This window comes from Lysinibacillus sp. Y5S-8 (assembly GCF_036894365.1).
Lineage (GTDB): Bacteria > Bacillota > Bacilli > Bacillales_A > Planococcaceae > Lysinibacillus > Lysinibacillus fusiformis_D.
The window spans coordinates 2,388,234-2,407,282 of record NZ_CP145889.1; the positions used below are offsets into that span (position 1 = coordinate 2,388,234).

Sequence of the window (19,049 nt, forward strand, 5' to 3'; positions counted from 1 at the left end):
GGATTTTTTTGTCGTCAGTAAGGATAGTCTGTTTAAAGCTTAGCAGAACTACACACGATTGTGATAGATTACACGAACCATTACAACAACACACGAAAGCAATGGACATAAAAAAATGACGTCGGTTACTTACCAAAGTCATCACATTACGGCATAATCAACAACTACATCTAAAAATATAAACAGCTTTTAATTTTCATCTGTCTACCTAATAGGCAGCATATCACCACGAATATGTGCTCTTCTTCTTTGTTCATCTTGGTAATTAACTAGATTCCAGATGAAAGATCGAAAGTATATGGTTTAAATTGGGATAATAATATAAAATTTATATATATACCATTTTTTATTGTAGCTAATAGTGTTGGGATTGGGGGCGGAAATTATAAAGAAAACATTATGGAGTATAGGTTTATTACTAGTATGTATTTTTCTCGTTGCTTGTGAGTTCAATCAACAGGAAGGGAAAGATGTGAAAGAAGCGTCTACTATTACTCAAAAGGTGAATACAGAAGAATTTATACCAAAGGCGATAAGCCCTGGTAATTTTAGTGAATACGATATGGCACTTAAGATGGATAATGACGGGAAATTTCAGCTAGAATCAACCGTTGTCGTTAAAAACCTATCTACCGATGATTGGGAACAATTGATATTTTATTTTATACCTAATATGTTTACAAAAGCTGTCTCACCCGAACTGGAGCATCCATCTACCATTGCGTTCCATAACATTACCATTGATGGAAAAACGGCAGCTTACACTCTTGAAAAAGATACACTCAACATTCAGCTTCAGGAAAAATTGAAACCTCATCAAGAAATGAAAGTTTATTTTTCCTATGAGTTCACTCTGCCTGAAGAGGGCTTAAGATTTACGAAGAGTAATGGTAATTATCATTTAGCTCAATTTTATCCGATGCTTGCCACATATAGAAACCATCAATGGAACAAAGAAGATTATCGTTTTAGAGGAGAGACGTATCATACTACATTCAGCAATTTCAAATTAACCTATGACATTCCTCAGGAGTACACGTTGGTGTCTTCATTTGATCAAGAGGCATTTCCAAGCCCAAACAAAGGGTTACTTGAAGTTGAGAACGTGAAGGAAATATTTGTTGCTCTAGTAAAAGATCCAATACTAGTGGAAAAAGACGAAGACATCGCCATTAGAGTATTTGGATTTGAGGAAAATAAAAAGGAACTATATCAAGAAATAGCAGACGAGGCTTCAGCTGTCATAAATTATTTTGAAGAAATAATGGGGCCGTATCCTCTCAAACAACTAGATATTATCATAGATGGGATGGGCATGGAGTACCCAGGAATTGTAACAGCCCATACGATTTACAACAGTGGTCCTAGTAGTTCTGAGCAGATTAAAAGTACAGTGGTTCATGAAATTGCCCATCAATGGTTTTACGGGGTCATTACCAATGATCCTTTTCATCATGCCTGGTTAGATGAAGGCTTCACGGTATTTGCTACAAATCTATTCAACTTTAAAAAATTGAATCTGAGCAAACCCTATACGATTTACAGCATTGATCCAGACCTAGTGCTTCCAGTCAATTTACCACTTGATCAATACCAATCTGATATGAGTGCATATGTCTATGGAAAATCGCCTGCAATGCTCTTGAATTTATTTGATAATAATGAAGAAATCAAAGACATTGAACAATTTTTAAAAAGTTACTATCAATTTTATAACTATAAAGAAATCGATTCCACAGAATTCGCGCGATTCACAAAATACTATTTTGATTTAAAGAACGATTCTATATTTGAGGGGTGGTTAGATCTAGATAACACTAAAAATGAATGATTTAGCAATAGGTTCTCCACGAAAGAAAAGGGATATTGTGCAAGCAGTATCTCTTTTTTTATGTTCAAAATATATCAGCTTCATGATCAGGATTTAACCACCTTTTAGAGAAAAAAACATAAATTGAAAATTAAGTATTCTCTTAACGCTAATAATAACCTTTAGTTACAATTAATTATAGTTATAGAACAGGAGAATTGTCATGCTAAAACGGTTATTTTTTGTAAGTTTTGTATTTTATCTATGCTCTTTGATTTATGTAGAGGATAGTAGCTATGTCCATGCAATTAACAAAGATGTAGTATTTTTTGATAGTGGTACTGCTATAAATGGTAGGACGATGTTACCAATGAGAAATATATTTGAATCATTAGATGCAACTGTTGCCTGGGATTCCTCAACCCAAACCATAACAGCAAGTAAAGGGAATACAACTATTCAATTAAAGGTAAATTCGTATAAAGCAATTGTTAATGGGAAGGAGACTTTTCTAGACAACCCACCTACAATTATGAACTCAACTACAATGGTACCCGTAAGGTTTGTTAGTGAGTCTTTAAAACTACCTGTTGAATGGGATTCAACACTAAGAGTAGTTAATATAATCACAGAAGGGAAAAATATTTTTATTTATGTTAATGATCCTACAATAAATACAGATAAGAATTCTAAAATTAATAACTATAATCAATTGGTTGATTTACATAATAACCTTTTATTTGTACTACAAAATTTGGAATATGAAAAATCGTTGTATCCTACTTATTCACAAGATTACCGTAATATATTAGAGAAACAGTTAACATTGTCCAAGTTAAAATTAAAGGTAATGCAAAGAATGGAAGTAATATTAACGGAAATTATAAGACAAGGATAGACAGACAATTACCGACAAAAGAATGAAGGGTTGAGCATTTGGTTTTGTTGTTAGATATGTAATGAAACGTTAGAAGTTTATAATGGAGAACTAACTCTCCATTCGCTGGCTATGAATTTTAACGCTGATTTGTTAGGATGAAGTGTGATAAGAATTCATTTTTGATTAACCATTTCTTCAAAATGGACTCAGTAAAGAGCATAGACTTATCAATGATTTGAGTGAAGAATGCAGCTATTTCTTAGTCATTGATTCAACTTAAAGTAAGAACCAATTATTAGCGAATATTACATTGGAAAGGCTACTTTAATATAAAATCCATGAAATTTTTTGACCATTTGAGGACTGTAAATAACAGTCCTCTTCTTTTGGTCGCTTACACGCGTACCAGACTTGAATAATGGTAAGAAGTTTTAAAAGTTAAAAAAATTTAAAAATTGAAAAAATATCCACAATATCTTATCATAGTAATGTAAAAGCTTACATTGAGAAGAGAGGCGGATGCCGGTGTTACGTGCATTAAAAGTAGGACTAGTAATTGAGCGAGCCAATCGGAAAAATTTAGTTGCGTTAGTCGCTGTTGTCATTATCGTTTTCGGCTTTATGTTTTATTTAAAGGCACAGGCCGTTGGTAATCAAATCGTTGAAAAAAAGGGTGACTATTATTCCATCCAGGCTGTACTATCAAAATTTCAAGTGAAAGATGCTTCAGAATCAGGGGATGGCAGCGATTTATATAAAAATTTAACTAAACAAAAAAGCAATATTGCTTTACAAATAGCAACATTAACAATGGATAGACAATCTATGTATTATGAGGCTTCACTTCAACTCGCTAAATTAAGGCAAGAGGCATTCGAATTAGAAGGATACGAAAATATTGCCGAGTTGTTACCCTCTAAATTACAAAATTCGATGGACTACCTTTATTTTAAATGGATGATAGATGAGGAAAAGGATACACGATCCGATCTATTTCAATACATACCGTTTTTATTATTTTTATTTAGTCACGTAGGCGCAGGCTGGTACATATTTATTAGCTTCCAGACGAGTTCTATTTTACTGGATGACTTTGAGCATTCTAGTTTAATTCAAGGCTTTCCTGTGCGGTTTGATACCTATATTTTATCTAAATGTCTTATTTCTTTGTTATCCATAGTGACTAGTATTTTACTCATTTTTATTTGCGCAAGTCCGTTATGGATACTAAATGGACTTGGTAACCCACTAGAGCCTGTCGGGATTTATATAGGAAATGCCACATTAATATCTACGCTTCAATATATCGCCATAAGTGTTGGCTATATGTTCGTCATTTCGATTTTTGTCATGCTGTTGTCGATTATTTTAAATGTGCTACTGAAAAATATGTATTTAACATTATTTGTACACTGTATTGTATTCTTTTTACCGATGATTTTTCCATCTCTTATTAGTTTATTCCCCTATAATCCTTTTAATTTCATGAATTTTAATGATATTTTACGAGGGGTACCGGTAGATTTAGCAGAGCCTGTTGCTATTACGATGAATCTAGGCTTAATCATCCTATGTTTAAGTATTATTTTAATGTTGTTTGTGATTAAAACATTCTTCTCAACAGGAAAAATCAATAGGGCATAGGGGAGGGAAAATAAGCATGTGGAGTTATTTTAAATTTGAATTCAAGCAATTTTTTTTGAATAAGAAAAACTTAGCCATATACTTTTTACTTGCTTTTGCAACCTTTTTTTATGTATTTAAAATAGCACCAGCTTACGATCCGATTGAAAGTGTAGACTCTGAGGAGATTGAGGCGCGCTATTTAACACGTCAGGAATTTTTAGATCATATGGAAGGAAGAAAATTACATGGTCTGCATCCTGCCGTTATTTTTGCTATTGAAATATTTAGCGAGATTAACCCTATAGATAAAGCAAGATTAGATGCATTAGAAAAGGGCAATTTTAAAAAATATGCAGATTTAACGCGTGATTGGTACTACTTTACGAATGCGATTACCTATAAAAGTGATTCATTTTCATATAACTCAAAGTATTTTATAAAAAATAATGAGTATGCAGAAGATGATGCCTTTTATGCTTATTTAGAGCATGCAGTCCGTTATGATGCATATTCGAAAGCAGATTATGCATTATCAACGGAAATATTTGAACAACGCACGGCACTACAAACGCTCGAACGCTTATTAAAGGGCATACTGCCCATTATATTGATTGTCTGTGTGCTACTTTTAGCAATTGATATGGTTGCCAAAGATAGACGTCATCCATCCATTTTGAAGGGGTTTCCGATTAATGATTGGAAAAAGCTCCTGGTGAAAATGGTCGTTGTGCTACTAGGTAGTGCCGTATTATTTATACCGCTTATTGTTGGCTTCTTTATTGTAGGACTACAATCTGGCTTTGGGAATTTCCATTTGCCCTCTCCAGTCTATGCGCCGCATCTCGACTGGCGTATGGAAGGTAAATTTGAAATGATGACATTAGGTACGTTTTTAGGACAATCGCTGGCTTTATTTTTTACCTGGTTCATCGTCATCATCAGCGTTGTACTATTATGCAGTATGCTATTCCGCAATGAGATGGTCAATTTCGCTGTTGGCATACTCCTTATTTTTGGTGAAAATTTTTATTTCAGCCGTTACGTTGGCTTTTTCTGGGACGTTCAAAATTATCCAACATCCTATATTCAAGTCGGACAAATTATTTCAAAACAGCGGAATTTTTATTATATGAATGATCATTTAAATTTTACTTTAGGATTACAGTTATTACTTGGACTAGCTGTCATTGTCATTTTTTTCATCATACTGACGGCATCGAACAGGCGATATAAGCTAATTAAATAGGAGTGGTAAAGATGATTGATATTCAAAATATTACCGTGCGATTTGGAGAAATGAACGTGTTAAATAATATTTCCATGACCTTTGAGCAAGGGCAGATGATTGGGCTTGTTGCACCAAATGGAACGGGAAAATCTACATTTATGAATGTGTTGATGAATTATGTGAAACCGTTGAATGGCAAGATCGTTTTTAAAGATGGCCTATGTTACTCAAATAAACAAAATGAAGTTAAAATACATACATTCGTGTCAATGATGCCAGACCAAAGTGACTTGTATAATCATTTAAGTGGGCGAGAGCATTTAAAAATGTTTGCTACGATGTGGAAATCTGATTTAAAACTGATTGACGAAACAATCGAAGCATTAAATATGGGGCATTATGTGAATAAAAAGACAGGTACCTATTCTCTTGGGATGCGCCAGCGTCTATGCTTTGCCATGCAAATTGTTACAAATACAGACATTATGATGATGGACGAAGTGATGAACGGGCTTGATCCAAATAATGTGGAAATTATTTCGAAAATATTATTAAAGAAAAAGGAGGAAGGGAAAATTATTATCATTGCCTCCCATTTACTTGATAATTTAGAGAAATATGCAGACCGAATTTTCTTATTTAACGAGGGAAAACTAATAGATACCAATCAAATAATCGAAGATTTTAGTCAAGCGCATATTAAAACGATTCGCATAAAAAATATGGAAAGTAATACGAAAAAACAGCTTCATGAGCTATATCCAAATATCAAACTTCAAACACTGACAAATGACATGACACTCATCCATTTACCAAGTTCTGAAGCCAGCTTATTAAGTTCATTTACATCTTTTCTAGTTGAGAGAAACGTAGTAGATTTTGCTTTTGGGAAAGTTACATTAAATGATTTGTATGCAATGTATTATCACGAAGAAAGCAATGTGACAGCTAGTTAAAGAGGAACAATCACTTTTATTGTTATAATTAGTTCTTGCTGTAAAATATAATGATTATTTACGGAGCTGCTTTTGACTTACTCTAGTTTCCAAAAACATAGTATTTACTACCTTTTCAGTTAAGATTACATCCTCAGATAATTATTTATTGTTTGGTCATCATTGTTAAAATAATGTGAGACATATGAATGAAAAATTACAGTGACAGGTCAGCAGGTGATATACTGGTATATCTTAATATAAAGAAAAGGGGTAAAACTATGAATAAATTTAATAAGACATTAGCATATGTAAATGAATTACTTTATGAACCTAATAATTTAACAATAAAAGATATCCATGAAGAAACTCAAAACTCAGATTATGGGGCTGGGATATTTCAGTTAAATTCTAAATCGGTTAGATTTAGAGTCGCAAAAATAACACCTAATAAGATAGGACAGTTTGTTTCCTTTTGGGAAAAGGATGAAACCAATAAAAATCAAGCATTCTCATATGATAATGCCACTGATTTATTGGTAATAAACACTTTTAATGATAATGGTGATTTTGGCCAATTCGTTTTTCCAAAAAAAGTTCTTTTAAAACAAAACATCCTTAAAACCGTTAATACAAAGGGTAAAATGGCAATTAGAGTTTACCCTAGTTGGGATACTCCCACTAGTCAACAAGCGCTAGCAACACAAAAATGGCAATTACCCTATTTTATTAAAATTGACGATGCTAGTAGTTCAATACACGAGCTATTAAAATTATATTCCAACTAAAATTGGATTTTCTTAAACAAATGAATAAGCAACAGATCTATTACAGAAATTGCGCTATTCATATTTACTGAACATTTTGTGGGAAGCAATAAATAAGGTATCAACTACTGATTACGATTATCAAGATTTTGAAAAGGACCTATTTAAAATAAGAGCCTTTCTACGATAAGCAAACACAGGGACGATTATTCAACTAACGCAGTCTCTTCTTATATTACCAGGGCAGTTTAGTTATTCTTTAATATTACGTGAAGCAAAAGGATGTGATTGAATGTTTCAAGATGGATTTCCCAAACATTTAAATGATGATGTGACGACAGTAGTTGGAATGATTCCTCATAAAACTTATAATCATGTCACGATTGCTGTGTCTGAGGATACTATCCACTATTTTCAAAATAATACCGTGATTAGATTTCCTTATCGTACCTACTACATTGATAGTTCAGATGCAGTTATAGAAAAACTAAGTCTACAACAAAAAATGATTTTGCATTGTATATATTCAAGAAGTTGTGATGGATTTGTACGTCAAAAGCATATTTATTCGTTGCTACAGATGGATTACGAAGACTGGGCTATTCCTTATATCGTCAAAATATGTGATGAATATGTCGTAGAGATAATAGAATTAGCCTATGATATTTTAAAAGAGCAGGATACAGAACGGATTAAGAGATTTTGTCTTGAAAATATTGTGCCATTTTGCAAAAGCTATAATCGAATGATTAGCTATTGGAACGAATTTTACCGATATAGATACAATCATTTTCAAACATACATTGGCAGGAAGTTATTTAGAGATTGTTTTGGTTACTCTAAATCAATGGAGCGCAGGGCAAAGAGAATTGTGGAGCACTTAACCTAAAGTAACTGGGACTTTAATTGAATAAGACTCATTTCATTGATCCAATTTTTTATAACATCCTTAGTGAGAAAGAATAACTCCATGTTGATTAATCTTTTTTCAAGATGGAGGTTTTACATTTGCTACTGATAAAAAGACTGAAGGCAATTTTAATCTAAAACAACTTAAAAAGCTCTGCGCTCATTGGTAATTTAGCATCTTTAAAATTTTTATTGCATTTATTATTTAGCGAGCATAATATAAGTGTATAGTTATATATCAATTTAATCACCTGTAATGTATTGGGTGATTTTATTTTAAAGTATATATAAGTAAACGGTTATATAAGAGGTGCAAATAAATGGAAAACACACTAATTGAAAAACAATTAAAAGCAGCAGCAGATTTAAATCGCATTAAATTACTTGCATGCATGAAAAATGGGGAGGTATGTGTATGTGATTTTGTGGATGTTTTAGGTATATCACAACCAGCTGTTAGTCAACATCTACGAAAATTAAAGGAGGCAGGTATTATTACGGAACGCAAAGTAGGGACGTGGAAACATTACCGCTTAGTAGAGGAGCAAACGCCACTGATGAAAGGCATTTTAGAACAAATTCAGCCTTTAAATGGGTGCAACTGTGGCACAGATTGTTGCGATATAGGGGAACCCGATCATGAGTAATGAATCTTTAACCAAGCAGCTTTCTTTTCTAGATCGTTACCTTACCCTTTGGATATTTGTTGCAATGGGGATTGGCGTTTTATTAAGTATCACAATGCCCGATATTGGTGAAGCATTAGAATCTATGTCTATAGGCTCAACGTCCATTCCGATTGCTATCGGGTTAATTGTCATGATGTATCCACCATTAGCGAAAGTAAAGTATGAGGAAATGTGGCGAGTGTTTAAGGATTGGAAAGTGCTTTTGCTATCTCTTTTTCAAAACTGGTTACTCGGACCGTTCTTAATGTTCTTTTTAGCCATCATTTTCCTACACGATTATCCTGAATACATGGCTGGACTTATTATGATTGGTTTAGCTCGCTGTATTGCCATGGTCATTGTATGGAATGATTTAGCACGTGGAGACAGGGAATATGTAGCTGGGTTAGTTGCCTTTAACTCCATCTTTCAAATTGTGACGTACTCAATTTTTGCTTACTTTTTCTTAAATGTATTACCTGGCTGGTTTGGTTTAGAAAATTTTAATGTAACCATTCCTATATGGGAGATTACAAGGAGCGTCCTTATTTACTTAGGCATCCCATTTGCTGCAGGATTCCTCACACGATGGATAGGGATGAAAACAAAAGGAAAACATTGGTATGAGGAAAGGTTCTTACCAAAGATTTCACCACTTACTTTAATCGCACTTTTGTTCACGATTGTGATGATGTTTGCTTTAAAAGGGGAGAAGTTAGTTGCACTACCACTCGATGTCGTACGAATTGCTATTCCATTATTTATTTACTTTGTCATTATGTTTGTTGTTTCATTCTTTTCTTCACGTAAAGCTGGCGCATCTTATCCTGTCACAGCTGCTCTTTCTTTTACGGCAGCAAGTAACAACTTCGAGTTAGCGATTGCCGTGGCAGTTGGCGTGTTTGGCCTTCACAGTGGAGTGGCATTCGCCGCTGTTATTGGCCCACTTGTAGAAGTACCTGTACTCATAGGACTTGTATGGGTTGCCTTACGTTGGCAGAACAAATACTTTAAAACTATTAAATGAAATGATAAGAAGCTATTATGATGTCAAATATTTCTTGTGTACAGGAAACTCATGCCGTAGTCCAATGGCTGAAGGTTGGGCAAAAAATTACTACCTACCAATTGAACAGTGAAAAGTGCTGGTATTGAAGCACACGGGGTAAATCGGAATGCCATTCAAGCGGTGGTGGAGGTAGGGGTTAATATTTCAAATCATACGTCAGATTTAATTGATTTTGATACATTAAATATTGCAACATTGGCTGCCTCATTAATAATTAGCCAGGTTTACTGTATATGGTCAAGAACTTGCAGACACTTTGGACATGAATGTCCAGACAACTTCAATTCCTGCTATTTCTGATGTAATTAAGCAGAAATCATCCACTCCCAAAGGATAGGTGAACAACTTCCGCTTTTTAGTCATTAGTGAACTATTGGTTTGCTTCCAACAAATATTCTAAGAAATCAAAATCTACAAGATTTTAGACTAATTCTCTTTCACAATCTTCGGATTCACATTATATGTGTACCCTTCATATGATGCTGTCCTATTTGTATTCACAGGGTTTACCGTGACAGAAGATGTAGTTCTATATTTTGCTTCATACTTACCATACCTTAAATCAATTGATTCCCCATCGGAATTAATAGAAATATTTTGTAAATGCTCTTGTGTAACAATCCCTGCTATTTGATTCAATTTCACATCTTTATGATTAGGATATTGAGGATGAGTATAATAAGGTCTAGCATTCACAGTTCCAGACGCATTTGCCAAAAGTTTTACATCCCCATGAAAATTATTTTCAAACAAGCTAGGTTTTTAACCCTGCTTGTTTTTTAATACGGATAGTTTGTTCATATTTATTGGTTTTTTTCGCGATATATACACCTATACTGAAACTCTTGATTTAGTAAAGTGGCAACGATTATAAAAAAGTTACGATTAATAACCCTGGGTATTGGCTCAGTGGGCCACGTCCGGACGATGCCAGGTACGTACTTTCCTTGTAGGTCGCCGTTTACATGCTTCAGGATGAGTTTGGAACGGTTTCTGTAACCTTATTCCCGCAAGTTTTTCATCTTGTTCAGGAGCTTTTACTAGAAGATGAATTTCTTTACATTGAGAGAATGCTTGAAAAGCGCTTTGGTAGACCTCAAGTGAAAATAAAATTTGTACAAACGACGAAAAGAATATGAAATTGAAGGGAATTTTAGAAACTGCATAAATTTTTATGCAGTTTTTTCTTTACTTTCAAATAATTATTTTGTAAGATAAAGCCAACTTCAAAAGTGGCCAGACCACTTTTGAATTCATTCAGTAAGAGACGCCATCATCTGAAGGTGGTGGATTTTGTTTCTTTTTAGTAGGTATCCAAACACCTACTGAATGAAGATAAAGCCTTTGGATGCATTGTTTATCTGCGCGAAAGGAAAGCGACAGTAATCATTATTCGAAGGCGAATAGATTGACCGAGGAGTTGATCGTATGGATAAAAAAACCGAACAAAAGAAAGTGTTTTTAGATATCGTCCAACAATTACGACAACTTATTAAAATAGAAAAAATACAGGCTGGTGAAAAGTCACCTTCCGAAAGAGTCCTTTCAGAACGTCTAGGTGTCGGGCGATCCTCTGAGAGAGAGGCATTGCGAAGTTTAGAGTTAGTCTTATTGAAATGAGACATGGGGAAAGTACGTTTCTAGCTTCTACAAAAGCATCAGCTCGTAGAAATATTGTCGATGTTTATATTAGAAGATGAAAAATCAAAAAGGATGTCGAATTAACGCGACAAATTCATGAAAAGGAAGCCATTCGCGTTATAAGTTGTACAGAGACTCTGCGAACACTACCAGTGTGGGGCAGTTTTTTTGTAAAGCTAGAGATAGAAAGTACGATTAATTGTCGGGATGTTTTACGAGAAATAATCATCACGTCAGGAAATCGTCTTTCACTAAAAGTCTGGTTTCAGTTAGCAGTTTATGCCGGTGACCGTTTAAATCGAAACTCAACAGAAGAAGAAAAATTAATCATTCAAACTATGTTGATATCGATGCAGCTTGGCTATGAAAAAGAAGCATTAAAAGCTTACCAACATTGGATGAATGCTGAACAAGGCATTTAGACAACAAAGGGGGAGTAAAACATGGTATTACGTAGCTTATTTAGTAAAAAGAAAGAGGACGGACAGGAAAAGGGATTTCCAGAAGGACTTATGACAAAATGTCCAGAATGCCGTCACATTCAGTTAACAAAGGAATTAGAAAAAAATCATAAAGTGTGTACAAAATGCGACCATCATTTCAAAATGACTGCACAGGAGCGCGTAGCATATTTCTTAGATGAAGGTTCATTTGTTTCAATGGATGATCATTTACAAACAAGTAATCCACTTAATTTCCCTGATTATGTAGAAAAAATTTCAGTGGCTAAACAACAAACGGGATTAAGCGAAGCTGTACTGACTGGGTTAGGTACTCTTGATGGAGAAGAAATTGTTGTAGCCATTATGGATTCTCATTTCCGTATGGGCTCAATGGGCTCCGTTGTAGGAGAAAAAATCACACGTGCTGTTGAAAAAGCTATTGAATTACGTGTACCGGTTATTATTTTTACTGCTAGTGGTGGAGCGCGCATGCAAGAAGGTATTCTATCATTAATGCAAATGGTAAAAACGAGTGTGGCATTAAAACGTCATAGTGAAGAAGGACTATTATTTATTTCGATCATGACGCATCCTACATACGGTGGCGTTTCAGCAAGCTTTGCCTCTGTTGGAGATATTAATATTGCTGAACCACAAGCATTGATTGGCTTTGCTGGTCGCCGTGTAATCGAAGAAACATTAAGAGAAAAATTACCAAATGATTTCCAAAAGTCAGAGTTTTTACTAGCGCATGGTCAGCTTGATGCAGTTTTCCATAGGAAGGATTTACGAAACCAAGTAGCAATACTTGTAAAAATGCATACAAAAGGCGGTGTGCAACATGTCTAAAAATTTAGCTTTTGAAGAACCAGTAGTACAATTACGAGAAAAAATTGGTGAATTAAAAACGATTGCTACAGAGGCAAATGTAGACATGACAGGCGAAATCGAAAAGCTTGAAACACGTCTAACACAGCTAGAACAATCTATTTATACCAATATGAAGCCATGGGATCGTGTACAGGTTGCTAGACATCCAGAACGACCAACAACTTTACAATATATAGAAGCTATGTGTGAAAACTTTATTGAGTTACATGGAGATCGTACATTTGGTGATGATGCAGCTATTCTTGGAGGAATTGCTTTCTTTGAAGGACAGCCCGTAACAATTGTTGGACATCAACGCGGAAAATCAACTAAAGAAAATATTCGACGAAATTTTGGTATGCCACACCCTGAAGGATATCGTAAGGCATTACGCTTAATGAAGCAAGCTGAGAAATTTAAGCGCCCAATTATTTGTTTTATTGATACAAAAGGAGCCTATCCGGGTAAGGCAGCCGAGGAACGCGGTCCAAGTGAAGCCATTGCTAGAACTCTCTCTGAAATGGCGATTCTAACAGTACCAGTTATTAGTATTGTTATTGGGGAAGGCGGAAGTGGGGGTGCAATTGCATTAGGGGTAGCTAATCGCGTCTTTATGTTAGAGAACTCAACGTATTCGGTTATCTCGCCTGAAGGGGCTGCATCGATCTTATGGCGAGATGGTAGCCTAGGGAAGCAAGCTGCAGAAGCAATGCGGATAACAGCACCTGACTTAAAAGAGCTTGACGTTATTGATGGAATAATCCCTGAAATAACGGGTGGAGCACACCGCAATGTTGTGAAGCAAGCATTTTATATAAAAGAATGTATAAGCGTCACACTAAAAGCATTAAATTCCCTAAATGGCGAACAATTAATTGAAGATCGCTATGAGAAATTCAGAAAGATTGGACAATATACAGAAACTTAAATTCATTTTTAGGTTTTTGGATATGTGAATTTGTTCGTAAAGAGAGAAAAATTGTTTCTTAAATAAATTAATATCCCAATGATGAAAGAAAAAAGAGTTGTAGTTTGTAAAAAAGATTGATCATTTATTAGTTCGATTAGAAAAGATCAATATTTTGTAATATAGTTTGATAAAAATAATTTCGCATTTAAATAAAACCCACGCATTTTGATCAAACTTTTATCAAAATGCGTGGGTTTCTTCTATTATATAAGTATAAAATCAACGTTTGCAACAAACTTTTAATCAAACTTTATTCCAAACCAACATGAGCTAATATCGATTCTATTTAGAAAATCGTGAATTAAAGCCTAAAATATACAAAAGTTATTATAATAATTCGATATTAAAATAATCGTTTTTTATCAATCATGTTTTCATGGGTTATTTTTATCTTTTTATTTTTATAGTTAAAACATTTGAGTGAATCCAATGAGGAATAAAAAGAAGACACCAAAGTTTAAACTTTTTTGACATTGAAGTAAAGTTTAGACTTTAATGTCCATGTACAATCATTTCGTCTCACTATTATTAGTATACTTTTCAATGAAACGTAACTTCCTATAATTTATATTATGTAAACTAAAATTATTTGGCGTGGAGGAGGGCTTTAATAAGTCAACTCCCCATAATATCTATTGTACATATACAAGAACTTCGGGTCTTTTCTTGTTGTAAAAGGACCCTACAGCTAAATACTGAGGTCTTTCATGAAACTAAAATAAGAATAAATTAATTTTATACATTAAAACCAGCTGTAGTAAATAACCAACAGCTGGTTTGTGTTTTATTACTTAACCTACATTATTTTCCTATCTAATTCATCAACAAATTCGCTTTTTATCATATCTAAATTTTGGTCTGTTATATTCATCTCGATTTATTTTGTTTTAAGTAATCGAAGTGAGTTTAAAATTACAATTAATGCAGCCCCAGTATCGCTTAAAACTGCTAGCCATAGAGTAAGCCATCCAGGGAAAATCAACACTAAGGCTATAACCTTAATGATAATTGAAAAGATAATGTTTTGTTTAATAATCATTAGAGCTTTTTTACTTAGTTTAATCGTATGTGGTAATTTATCAAGGTTATCGGCCATTAATACAATATCTGCAGTTTCCATGGCTGTATCGGTACCCGCCCCCCCCATTGCAATGCCTAAATTTGCTGTTGCAAGTGCAGGGGCATCATTAATACCATCTCCTACCATTGCAACTGTGTAACCTTCATTTTGAAGCTTCTGAATGGCACTCACTTTATCTTCCGGTAGTAGATTTGCAAAGTAACGTCCAACATTTGCTTCAGCAGCTATCATTTTAGCAGCACCATCATTATCACCAGTTAACATTACTGTTTGATTAATGCCTTTTTGCTTCAGTAAATTTAAGGTTGAAACAGTTGAAGATCGAATCTTATCTGATACTGAAATTAAACCTAAAATTTGTTGTTCTGTACCAATGATAACAACTGTTTTCCCGCGATTTTGCATTTCCTGTATACTTTGGATTAATTTATTTAATGGAACACCAAGCTCCTCGAAAAGCTTCACATTTCCTGCATAGTAAATCGTATCTTCAATTTTTGCTTGAACACCCTTCCCTACAATATTTTTGAAATCTGTTCCGATTTTTTTCTCAATCTTGCGGTCCACTACATAATTTGTAATGGCTTTAGCAATAGGATGAGTGGAATATTCCTCTAATGTTAGTGCGATGGATAGTAATTCTACTTCAGAGATCTCTTCGACTTGAACATCTGATACTGTAGGTTTTCCTTCTGTTAATGTTCCGGTTTTATCAAAAGCAACGGCATCGATCTTTCCGGCAATCTCAAGGAATGTACCACCTTTGATGAGAACACCATTTTTAGCTGCGTTGCCGATAGCTGAGACTATGGCTACTGGTGTTGAGATCACTAATGCGCATGGACAAGCAACGACTAATAGTTCAAGACCTTTATAAAACCACTCGCCAGCTGTTCCAAAGCCAAGTATAGGTGGAATAATAATCAATGCTAATGCAGAGATAAATACTATAGGTGTATAAATGCTAGCAAATTTATCAACAAATGCTTCTGTTGGCGCTTTTTTCTCTTGTGCCTCTTCTACAAGATGAATAATTTTAGCAATCGTAGTATCTGCAACTAGTTTAGTTACTTTTACTTCCAATGTGCCATGTTCATTTATGGTACCTGCATAAACAATATCACCAATTTGTTTATCAACTGGTATAGATTCACCCGTTATTGGGGCTTGATTAATACTTGATTCGCCTTCCAGAATTTCACCATCTAATGGAATTTTTTCTCCTGGTTTAATGACAATGATTTGGCCAAGTTTAATTTCTTCAACAGGTTTCTTTTCGATTGCTGAACCTACTTTAACCCAAGCTTCTGGTGGAGCTAAGTCCATTAAATTTGAGATTGAATCTCTAGTACGTTCGATTGATTTTGTTTGTAGGTAAGTCCCAATAGCAAACAGCCAAACAACCGTCGCGCCTTCAAGCCATTCTCCTATCAGCATTGCACCTATTGCTGCACCAGACATTAGAACATTCATATCGAGCGCTCGGCTCTTAACTGCATAAAATGCACTTCGTACAGGTTTATATCCACTAATAATTAGTGCAATCCCATAAAAAAGATTACTTAGCCATTCAGGAAGAGCTATATAAGATCCAATAAATCCTAATGCTATTAAAAGTCCTGAAAAAATAATGATCTTGTTTTCCGTTTTCGATTGCTTTTGTTTTGTGTTTGAGGATTTATTTTCTACAAGAGAAGCTTTAAATCCAATTTTTGAGACTTCAGAAATAATTTCATCTGAAGTGCCAACGTGTTCAACGTTAATTTTTCCTGTAGAAAAATTAACGTTAGCTGTTGAAACCGTTGGTAAACTCATTAAGTGTTTTTCAATACTTTTCACACAACTACTGCAATCCATGCCAACAACATCATACGTTTTTAGATGATTATTTTGTTGGATGGGTTCTGCAGTAAATCCTAATTTTTTTACCGTATGTTCAATAGGCAATAATGCTTCAGTAGAATCAGCACTTACTTGCATTTTTGCAGTACTGAAATTTACTTGAACTGTACGAATATCAGGGAGAGTAACCAACCCTTTTTCTATCGTTTTCGCACACGCTGCACAATCCATTCCGAAAATCCGATACGACATTTGAAATCTATCAATTTCTTTTTGATTTGAGTTGATATGATTTGCTGCTGAAATATCTTCAAGCGGGATAAATGACTGTTTCGATTCCCCACTACAACATGTAATGTTATTGTTTTCAGTAGTTTTTGATGTTGTGGTTGAAGAACAACAACCCTTACCTATCTGCTCATCATTGTCATCGTCATCATGATTTGAATCACAGCAACTCTTACTTGTCTGCTCACCTTTATCATTATGATGATTTGAATCACAACAGCTCTTACTTACCTGTTCATTTTTATCATCATGATTATTTGAATTACAACATTTGTCTGCCATCTCAATCCCTCTAATCTATATGATTTGCACAGCATGCAACATCAGAGTGAACATCTTCTAAAACAGTATCAAACATTTCAAGAAGTTCGCGGATACGCTCATTTCTCAAGCTATAGTAGCAATACTTCCCTTCATTGCGGCCAACAATAATGCCACAACCTTTTAAACAGGCTAAGTGTTGTGAGATGTTTGACTGATTGCCCTTTAGTTCATCAACGATTTGAGATACTGTCTTTTCCTGCTCTTTAATACACTCTAATATTTGAAGTCTTACCTTATTAGAAAAACCATGAATTAATTTAATTTTTATATCTAAAGAATTATCTGTCACAAAATCTCCTCCAATTCATATTAGACTTTGCTAATATGTTTTGTTATTATCATATTCGATATCACTAATATGTGTGTCCATCATATTAGCACTATCTAATATGTCTGTCAAAATTTTTTAATAATTAGTTTATTGGAGGTGTGAGTGTTAAAAATACTCTTATAAAATGCATTAAATAAAATCGTTAAGTGAAAGCGGATACATCACCTAGGATTTTAACATTTAATAAGTGATTAAGAGGCTAGCGCAACATACTATCAAATTCAAAAAACAAAAAAATGAGGTTATGTAACATGAAAAATAAAGGCGCAAAAATCGCTGTTATCCTAACGCTACTTGTTTTTATATTCATTGCGTGGATCGTTGTATTAAATCAAAAGAATGATCCTGTTCCAGAGAAAGCTCCTACTGGGCCACCTTCTATAGAAGGTCAACCTCTATTAGGAGAAGCGAGCGCTCCTGTAACAATTGTTGAATTCGGTGATTTCAAATGTCCGGCATGTAAGGCTTGGGGAGATACTGTATTTCCTAAATTAGTAGAAGAATATATCGAAAGTGGGAATGTGAATTTTGCCTATGTTAATGTTCCATTCCATGGACAAGAATCTATCTTAGCAGCTTTGGCTGCGGAATCTGTTTATCAACAAGACCCGAGTGTATATTGGGATTTCCATAAAACGCTTTTCTCCTCACAACCAGAAACAGCAAAGCATGATGAATTATGGGTAACAACAGAAAAATTATTAGAGCTTACCAGCACTCTGCCATCCATATCACCTGAAAAATTAACACAAGACTTGGAACAAGAGCTGACAATGCCACAAGTGGAAACAGATATTGCTTTATATAAAAAGCATGGAGTAGGTGTCACACCAACGATTATCATTGGTGATAAAAAATTAAGTGATCCATTTGATTATGAACAAATTCAAAAAATTATTGAAGAAGAATTGAGTGCTGCAAATGAATAAAGTGATGAAAGGAACTTCTAAAGACATTTATCTACTTTACTTTGCCTGGCTAGTCTCATTAGTTGCTACTTTTGGCAGCTTATATTTTAGTGAAATTCGAGAATTTATCCCCTGTGAAAAGTGTTGGTACCAAAGAATTTTCATGTATCCACTTGTTTTTATTCTAGGAATTGCGATGTTTCAACGTGATGTAACAGTGAGAAAATTTGTTTTACCTCTTTCCATTATTGGAGGCTGTATATCTCTTATTCACTATCTTGAACAGAAAATCCCTGGATTTGGTGGATTTAAACCATGTGTAAGTGGTGTACCATGTAATATTCAATATATTAATTGGTTTGGGTTTGTTACTATCCCTTTCTTAGCATTAACAGCCTTTACACTCATATCAATTAGTATGATAGCTATGTCCAGAGGCAAAAGAAAGGTGGCGTAATC

The 19,049-nt window shown here is 34.4% G+C and carries 18 protein-coding genes and 1 pseudogene; 16 read left to right on the forward strand and 3 right to left on the reverse strand.

Going from position 1 to position 19,049, the window contains the following annotated elements:
* Positions 1 to 502: 502 nt before the first annotated feature.
* From V6670_RS11610 to V6670_RS11655, 10 genes and pseudogenes are all read left to right on the forward strand, one after another.
* Positions 503 to 1,831 (forward strand): M1 family metallopeptidase, encoded by a 1,329-nt coding sequence (locus V6670_RS11610; protein ID WP_338651178.1) that lies wholly within the window; start codon positions 503 to 505, stop codon positions 1,829 to 1,831.
* 202 nt (positions 1,832 to 2,033) lie between these two features.
* Positions 2,034 to 2,708 carry a copper amine oxidase N-terminal domain-containing protein gene (locus V6670_RS11615; protein ID WP_338651179.1) on the forward strand — a complete coding sequence of 225 codons (675 nt, stop codon included), beginning with the start codon at positions 2,034 to 2,036 and terminating at the stop codon, positions 2,706 to 2,708.
* A 501-nt stretch (positions 2,709 to 3,209) separates the two neighbouring features.
* The gene (locus tag V6670_RS11620; RefSeq protein ID WP_186436158.1) at positions 3,210 to 4,334 is read left to right on the forward strand and encodes an ABC transporter; all 1,125 of its coding nucleotides are present in this window, start codon (positions 3,210 to 3,212) and stop codon (positions 4,332 to 4,334) included.
* A 16-nt stretch (positions 4,335 to 4,350) separates the two neighbouring features.
* Positions 4,351 to 5,562 carry an ABC transporter permease gene (locus tag V6670_RS11625; protein WP_338651181.1) on the forward strand — a complete coding sequence of 404 codons (1,212 nt, stop codon included), beginning with the start codon at positions 4,351 to 4,353 and terminating at the stop codon, positions 5,560 to 5,562.
* An 11-nt stretch (positions 5,563 to 5,573) separates the two neighbouring features.
* Positions 5,574 to 6,500, forward strand: coding sequence for an ABC transporter ATP-binding protein (locus tag V6670_RS11630; RefSeq protein ID WP_338651182.1), 927 nt, complete (start codon positions 5,574 to 5,576; stop codon positions 6,498 to 6,500).
* Between the two features lie 260 nt (positions 6,501 to 6,760).
* Positions 6,761 to 7,267 carry a MepB family protein gene (locus V6670_RS11635; protein WP_141904333.1) on the forward strand — a complete coding sequence of 169 codons (507 nt, stop codon included), beginning with the start codon at positions 6,761 to 6,763 and terminating at the stop codon, positions 7,265 to 7,267.
* A 271-nt stretch (positions 7,268 to 7,538) separates the two neighbouring features.
* Positions 7,539 to 8,135 (forward strand): hypothetical protein, encoded by a 597-nt coding sequence (locus tag V6670_RS11640; RefSeq protein ID WP_141904332.1) that lies wholly within the window; start codon positions 7,539 to 7,541, stop codon positions 8,133 to 8,135.
* Between the two features lie 340 nt (positions 8,136 to 8,475).
* Positions 8,476 to 8,802: a metalloregulator ArsR/SmtB family transcription factor gene (locus V6670_RS11645; protein ID WP_141904331.1), complete on the forward strand. Its 327-nt coding sequence runs from the start codon at positions 8,476 to 8,478 to the stop codon at positions 8,800 to 8,802.
* Positions 8,795 to 9,850, forward strand: coding sequence for an ACR3 family arsenite efflux transporter (arsB, locus tag V6670_RS11650; RefSeq protein WP_338651186.1), 1,056 nt, complete (start codon positions 8,795 to 8,797; stop codon positions 9,848 to 9,850). The genes V6670_RS11645 and arsB overlap by 8 nt, the downstream gene beginning before the upstream one ends.
* 1 nt (position 9,851) lies before the next feature.
* A pseudogene (locus V6670_RS11655) lies at positions 9,852 to 10,090 on the forward strand (hypothetical protein); the annotation flags it as partial.
* Between the two features lie 228 nt (positions 10,091 to 10,318).
* Here V6670_RS11655 and V6670_RS11660 read toward each other — a convergent pair.
* Complete coding sequence (locus V6670_RS11660; protein ID WP_338651188.1) at positions 10,319 to 10,609, reverse strand: hypothetical protein; 291 nt, start codon at positions 10,607 to 10,609, stop codon at positions 10,319 to 10,321.
* A 711-nt stretch (positions 10,610 to 11,320) separates the two neighbouring features.
* On the opposite strand from V6670_RS11660, the gene V6670_RS11665 reads away from it, so the two are divergent.
* The 4 genes from V6670_RS11665 to V6670_RS11680 all read left to right on the forward strand — a co-directional run bounded on the left by V6670_RS11665 (position 11,321) and on the right by V6670_RS11680 (position 13,774).
* Entirely contained in the window at positions 11,321 to 11,512 is a 192-nt protein-coding gene (locus tag V6670_RS11665; RefSeq protein ID WP_338651189.1) for a GntR family transcriptional regulator, read from the forward strand.
* 173 nt (positions 11,513 to 11,685) lie between these two features.
* Positions 11,686 to 11,955, forward strand: a complete 270-nt coding sequence (locus tag V6670_RS11670) for a hypothetical protein (RefSeq protein WP_338651191.1) — start codon at positions 11,686 to 11,688, stop codon at positions 11,953 to 11,955.
* A 21-nt stretch (positions 11,956 to 11,976) separates the two neighbouring features.
* A complete protein-coding gene (gene accD / locus V6670_RS11675; protein ID WP_338651192.1) occupies positions 11,977 to 12,825 on the forward strand; it encodes an acetyl-CoA carboxylase, carboxyltransferase subunit beta in 849 nt (282 codons plus the stop codon).
* Positions 12,818 to 13,774, forward strand: a complete 957-nt coding sequence (locus tag V6670_RS11680; protein WP_338651193.1) for an acetyl-CoA carboxylase carboxyltransferase subunit alpha — start codon at positions 12,818 to 12,820, stop codon at positions 13,772 to 13,774. The genes accD and V6670_RS11680 overlap by 8 nt, the downstream gene beginning before the upstream one ends.
* A 919-nt stretch (positions 13,775 to 14,693) precedes the next feature.
* Here V6670_RS11680 and V6670_RS11685 read toward each other — a convergent pair.
* Entirely contained in the window at positions 14,694 to 17,309 is a 2,616-nt protein-coding gene (locus V6670_RS11685) for a heavy metal translocating P-type ATPase (RefSeq protein ID WP_338651195.1), read from the reverse strand.
* A gap of 10 nt (positions 17,310 to 17,319) precedes the next feature.
* Positions 17,320 to 17,640, reverse strand: coding sequence for a metalloregulator ArsR/SmtB family transcription factor (locus tag V6670_RS11690; RefSeq protein ID WP_338651196.1), 321 nt, complete (start codon positions 17,638 to 17,640; stop codon positions 17,320 to 17,322).
* Between the two features lie 293 nt (positions 17,641 to 17,933).
* Here V6670_RS11690 and V6670_RS11695 point away from each other — a divergent pair, with 293 nt between their 5' ends.
* A complete protein-coding gene (locus V6670_RS11695; RefSeq protein WP_338651197.1) occupies positions 17,934 to 18,611 on the forward strand; it encodes a DsbA family protein in 678 nt (225 codons plus the stop codon).
* Complete coding sequence (locus V6670_RS11700) at positions 18,604 to 19,047, forward strand: disulfide oxidoreductase (RefSeq protein ID WP_338651198.1); 444 nt, start codon at positions 18,604 to 18,606, stop codon at positions 19,045 to 19,047. Before V6670_RS11695 ends, V6670_RS11700 begins: the two co-directional genes overlap by 8 nt.
* Positions 19,048 to 19,049: the final 2 nt, after the last annotated feature.

Coding starts and splice junctions, on each gene's coding strand:
- V6670_RS11665 (WP_338651189.1), top strand. CDS start 11,321: ATGGATAAAAAAACCGAACAAAAGAAAGTGTTTTTAGATATCGTCCAA.
- V6670_RS11645 (WP_141904331.1), top strand. CDS start 8,476: ATGGAAAACACACTAATTGAAAAACAATTAAAAGCAGCAGCAGATTTA.
- accD (WP_338651192.1), top strand. CDS start 11,977: ATGGTATTACGTAGCTTATTTAGTAAAAAGAAAGAGGACGGACAGGAA.
- arsB (WP_338651186.1), top strand. CDS start 8,795: ATGAGTAATGAATCTTTAACCAAGCAGCTTTCTTTTCTAGATCGTTAC.
- V6670_RS11635 (WP_141904333.1), top strand. CDS start 6,761: ATGAATAAATTTAATAAGACATTAGCATATGTAAATGAATTACTTTAT.
- V6670_RS11625 (WP_338651181.1), top strand. CDS start 4,351: ATGTGGAGTTATTTTAAATTTGAATTCAAGCAATTTTTTTTGAATAAG.
- V6670_RS11630 (WP_338651182.1), top strand. CDS start 5,574: ATGATTGATATTCAAAATATTACCGTGCGATTTGGAGAAATGAACGTG.
- V6670_RS11695 (WP_338651197.1), top strand. CDS start 17,934: ATGAAAAATAAAGGCGCAAAAATCGCTGTTATCCTAACGCTACTTGTT.
- V6670_RS11615 (WP_338651179.1), top strand. CDS start 2,034: ATGCTAAAACGGTTATTTTTTGTAAGTTTTGTATTTTATCTATGCTCT.
- V6670_RS11640 (WP_141904332.1), top strand. CDS start 7,539: ATGTTTCAAGATGGATTTCCCAAACATTTAAATGATGATGTGACGACA.
- V6670_RS11680 (WP_338651193.1), top strand. CDS start 12,818: ATGTCTAAAAATTTAGCTTTTGAAGAACCAGTAGTACAATTACGAGAA.
- V6670_RS11685 (WP_338651195.1), bottom strand. CDS start 17,309: ATGGCAGACAAATGTTGTAATTCAAATAATCATGATGATAAAAATGAA.
- V6670_RS11700 (WP_338651198.1), top strand. CDS start 18,604: ATGAATAAAGTGATGAAAGGAACTTCTAAAGACATTTATCTACTTTAC.
- V6670_RS11620 (WP_186436158.1), top strand. CDS start 3,210: ATGCCGGTGTTACGTGCATTAAAAGTAGGACTAGTAATTGAGCGAGCC.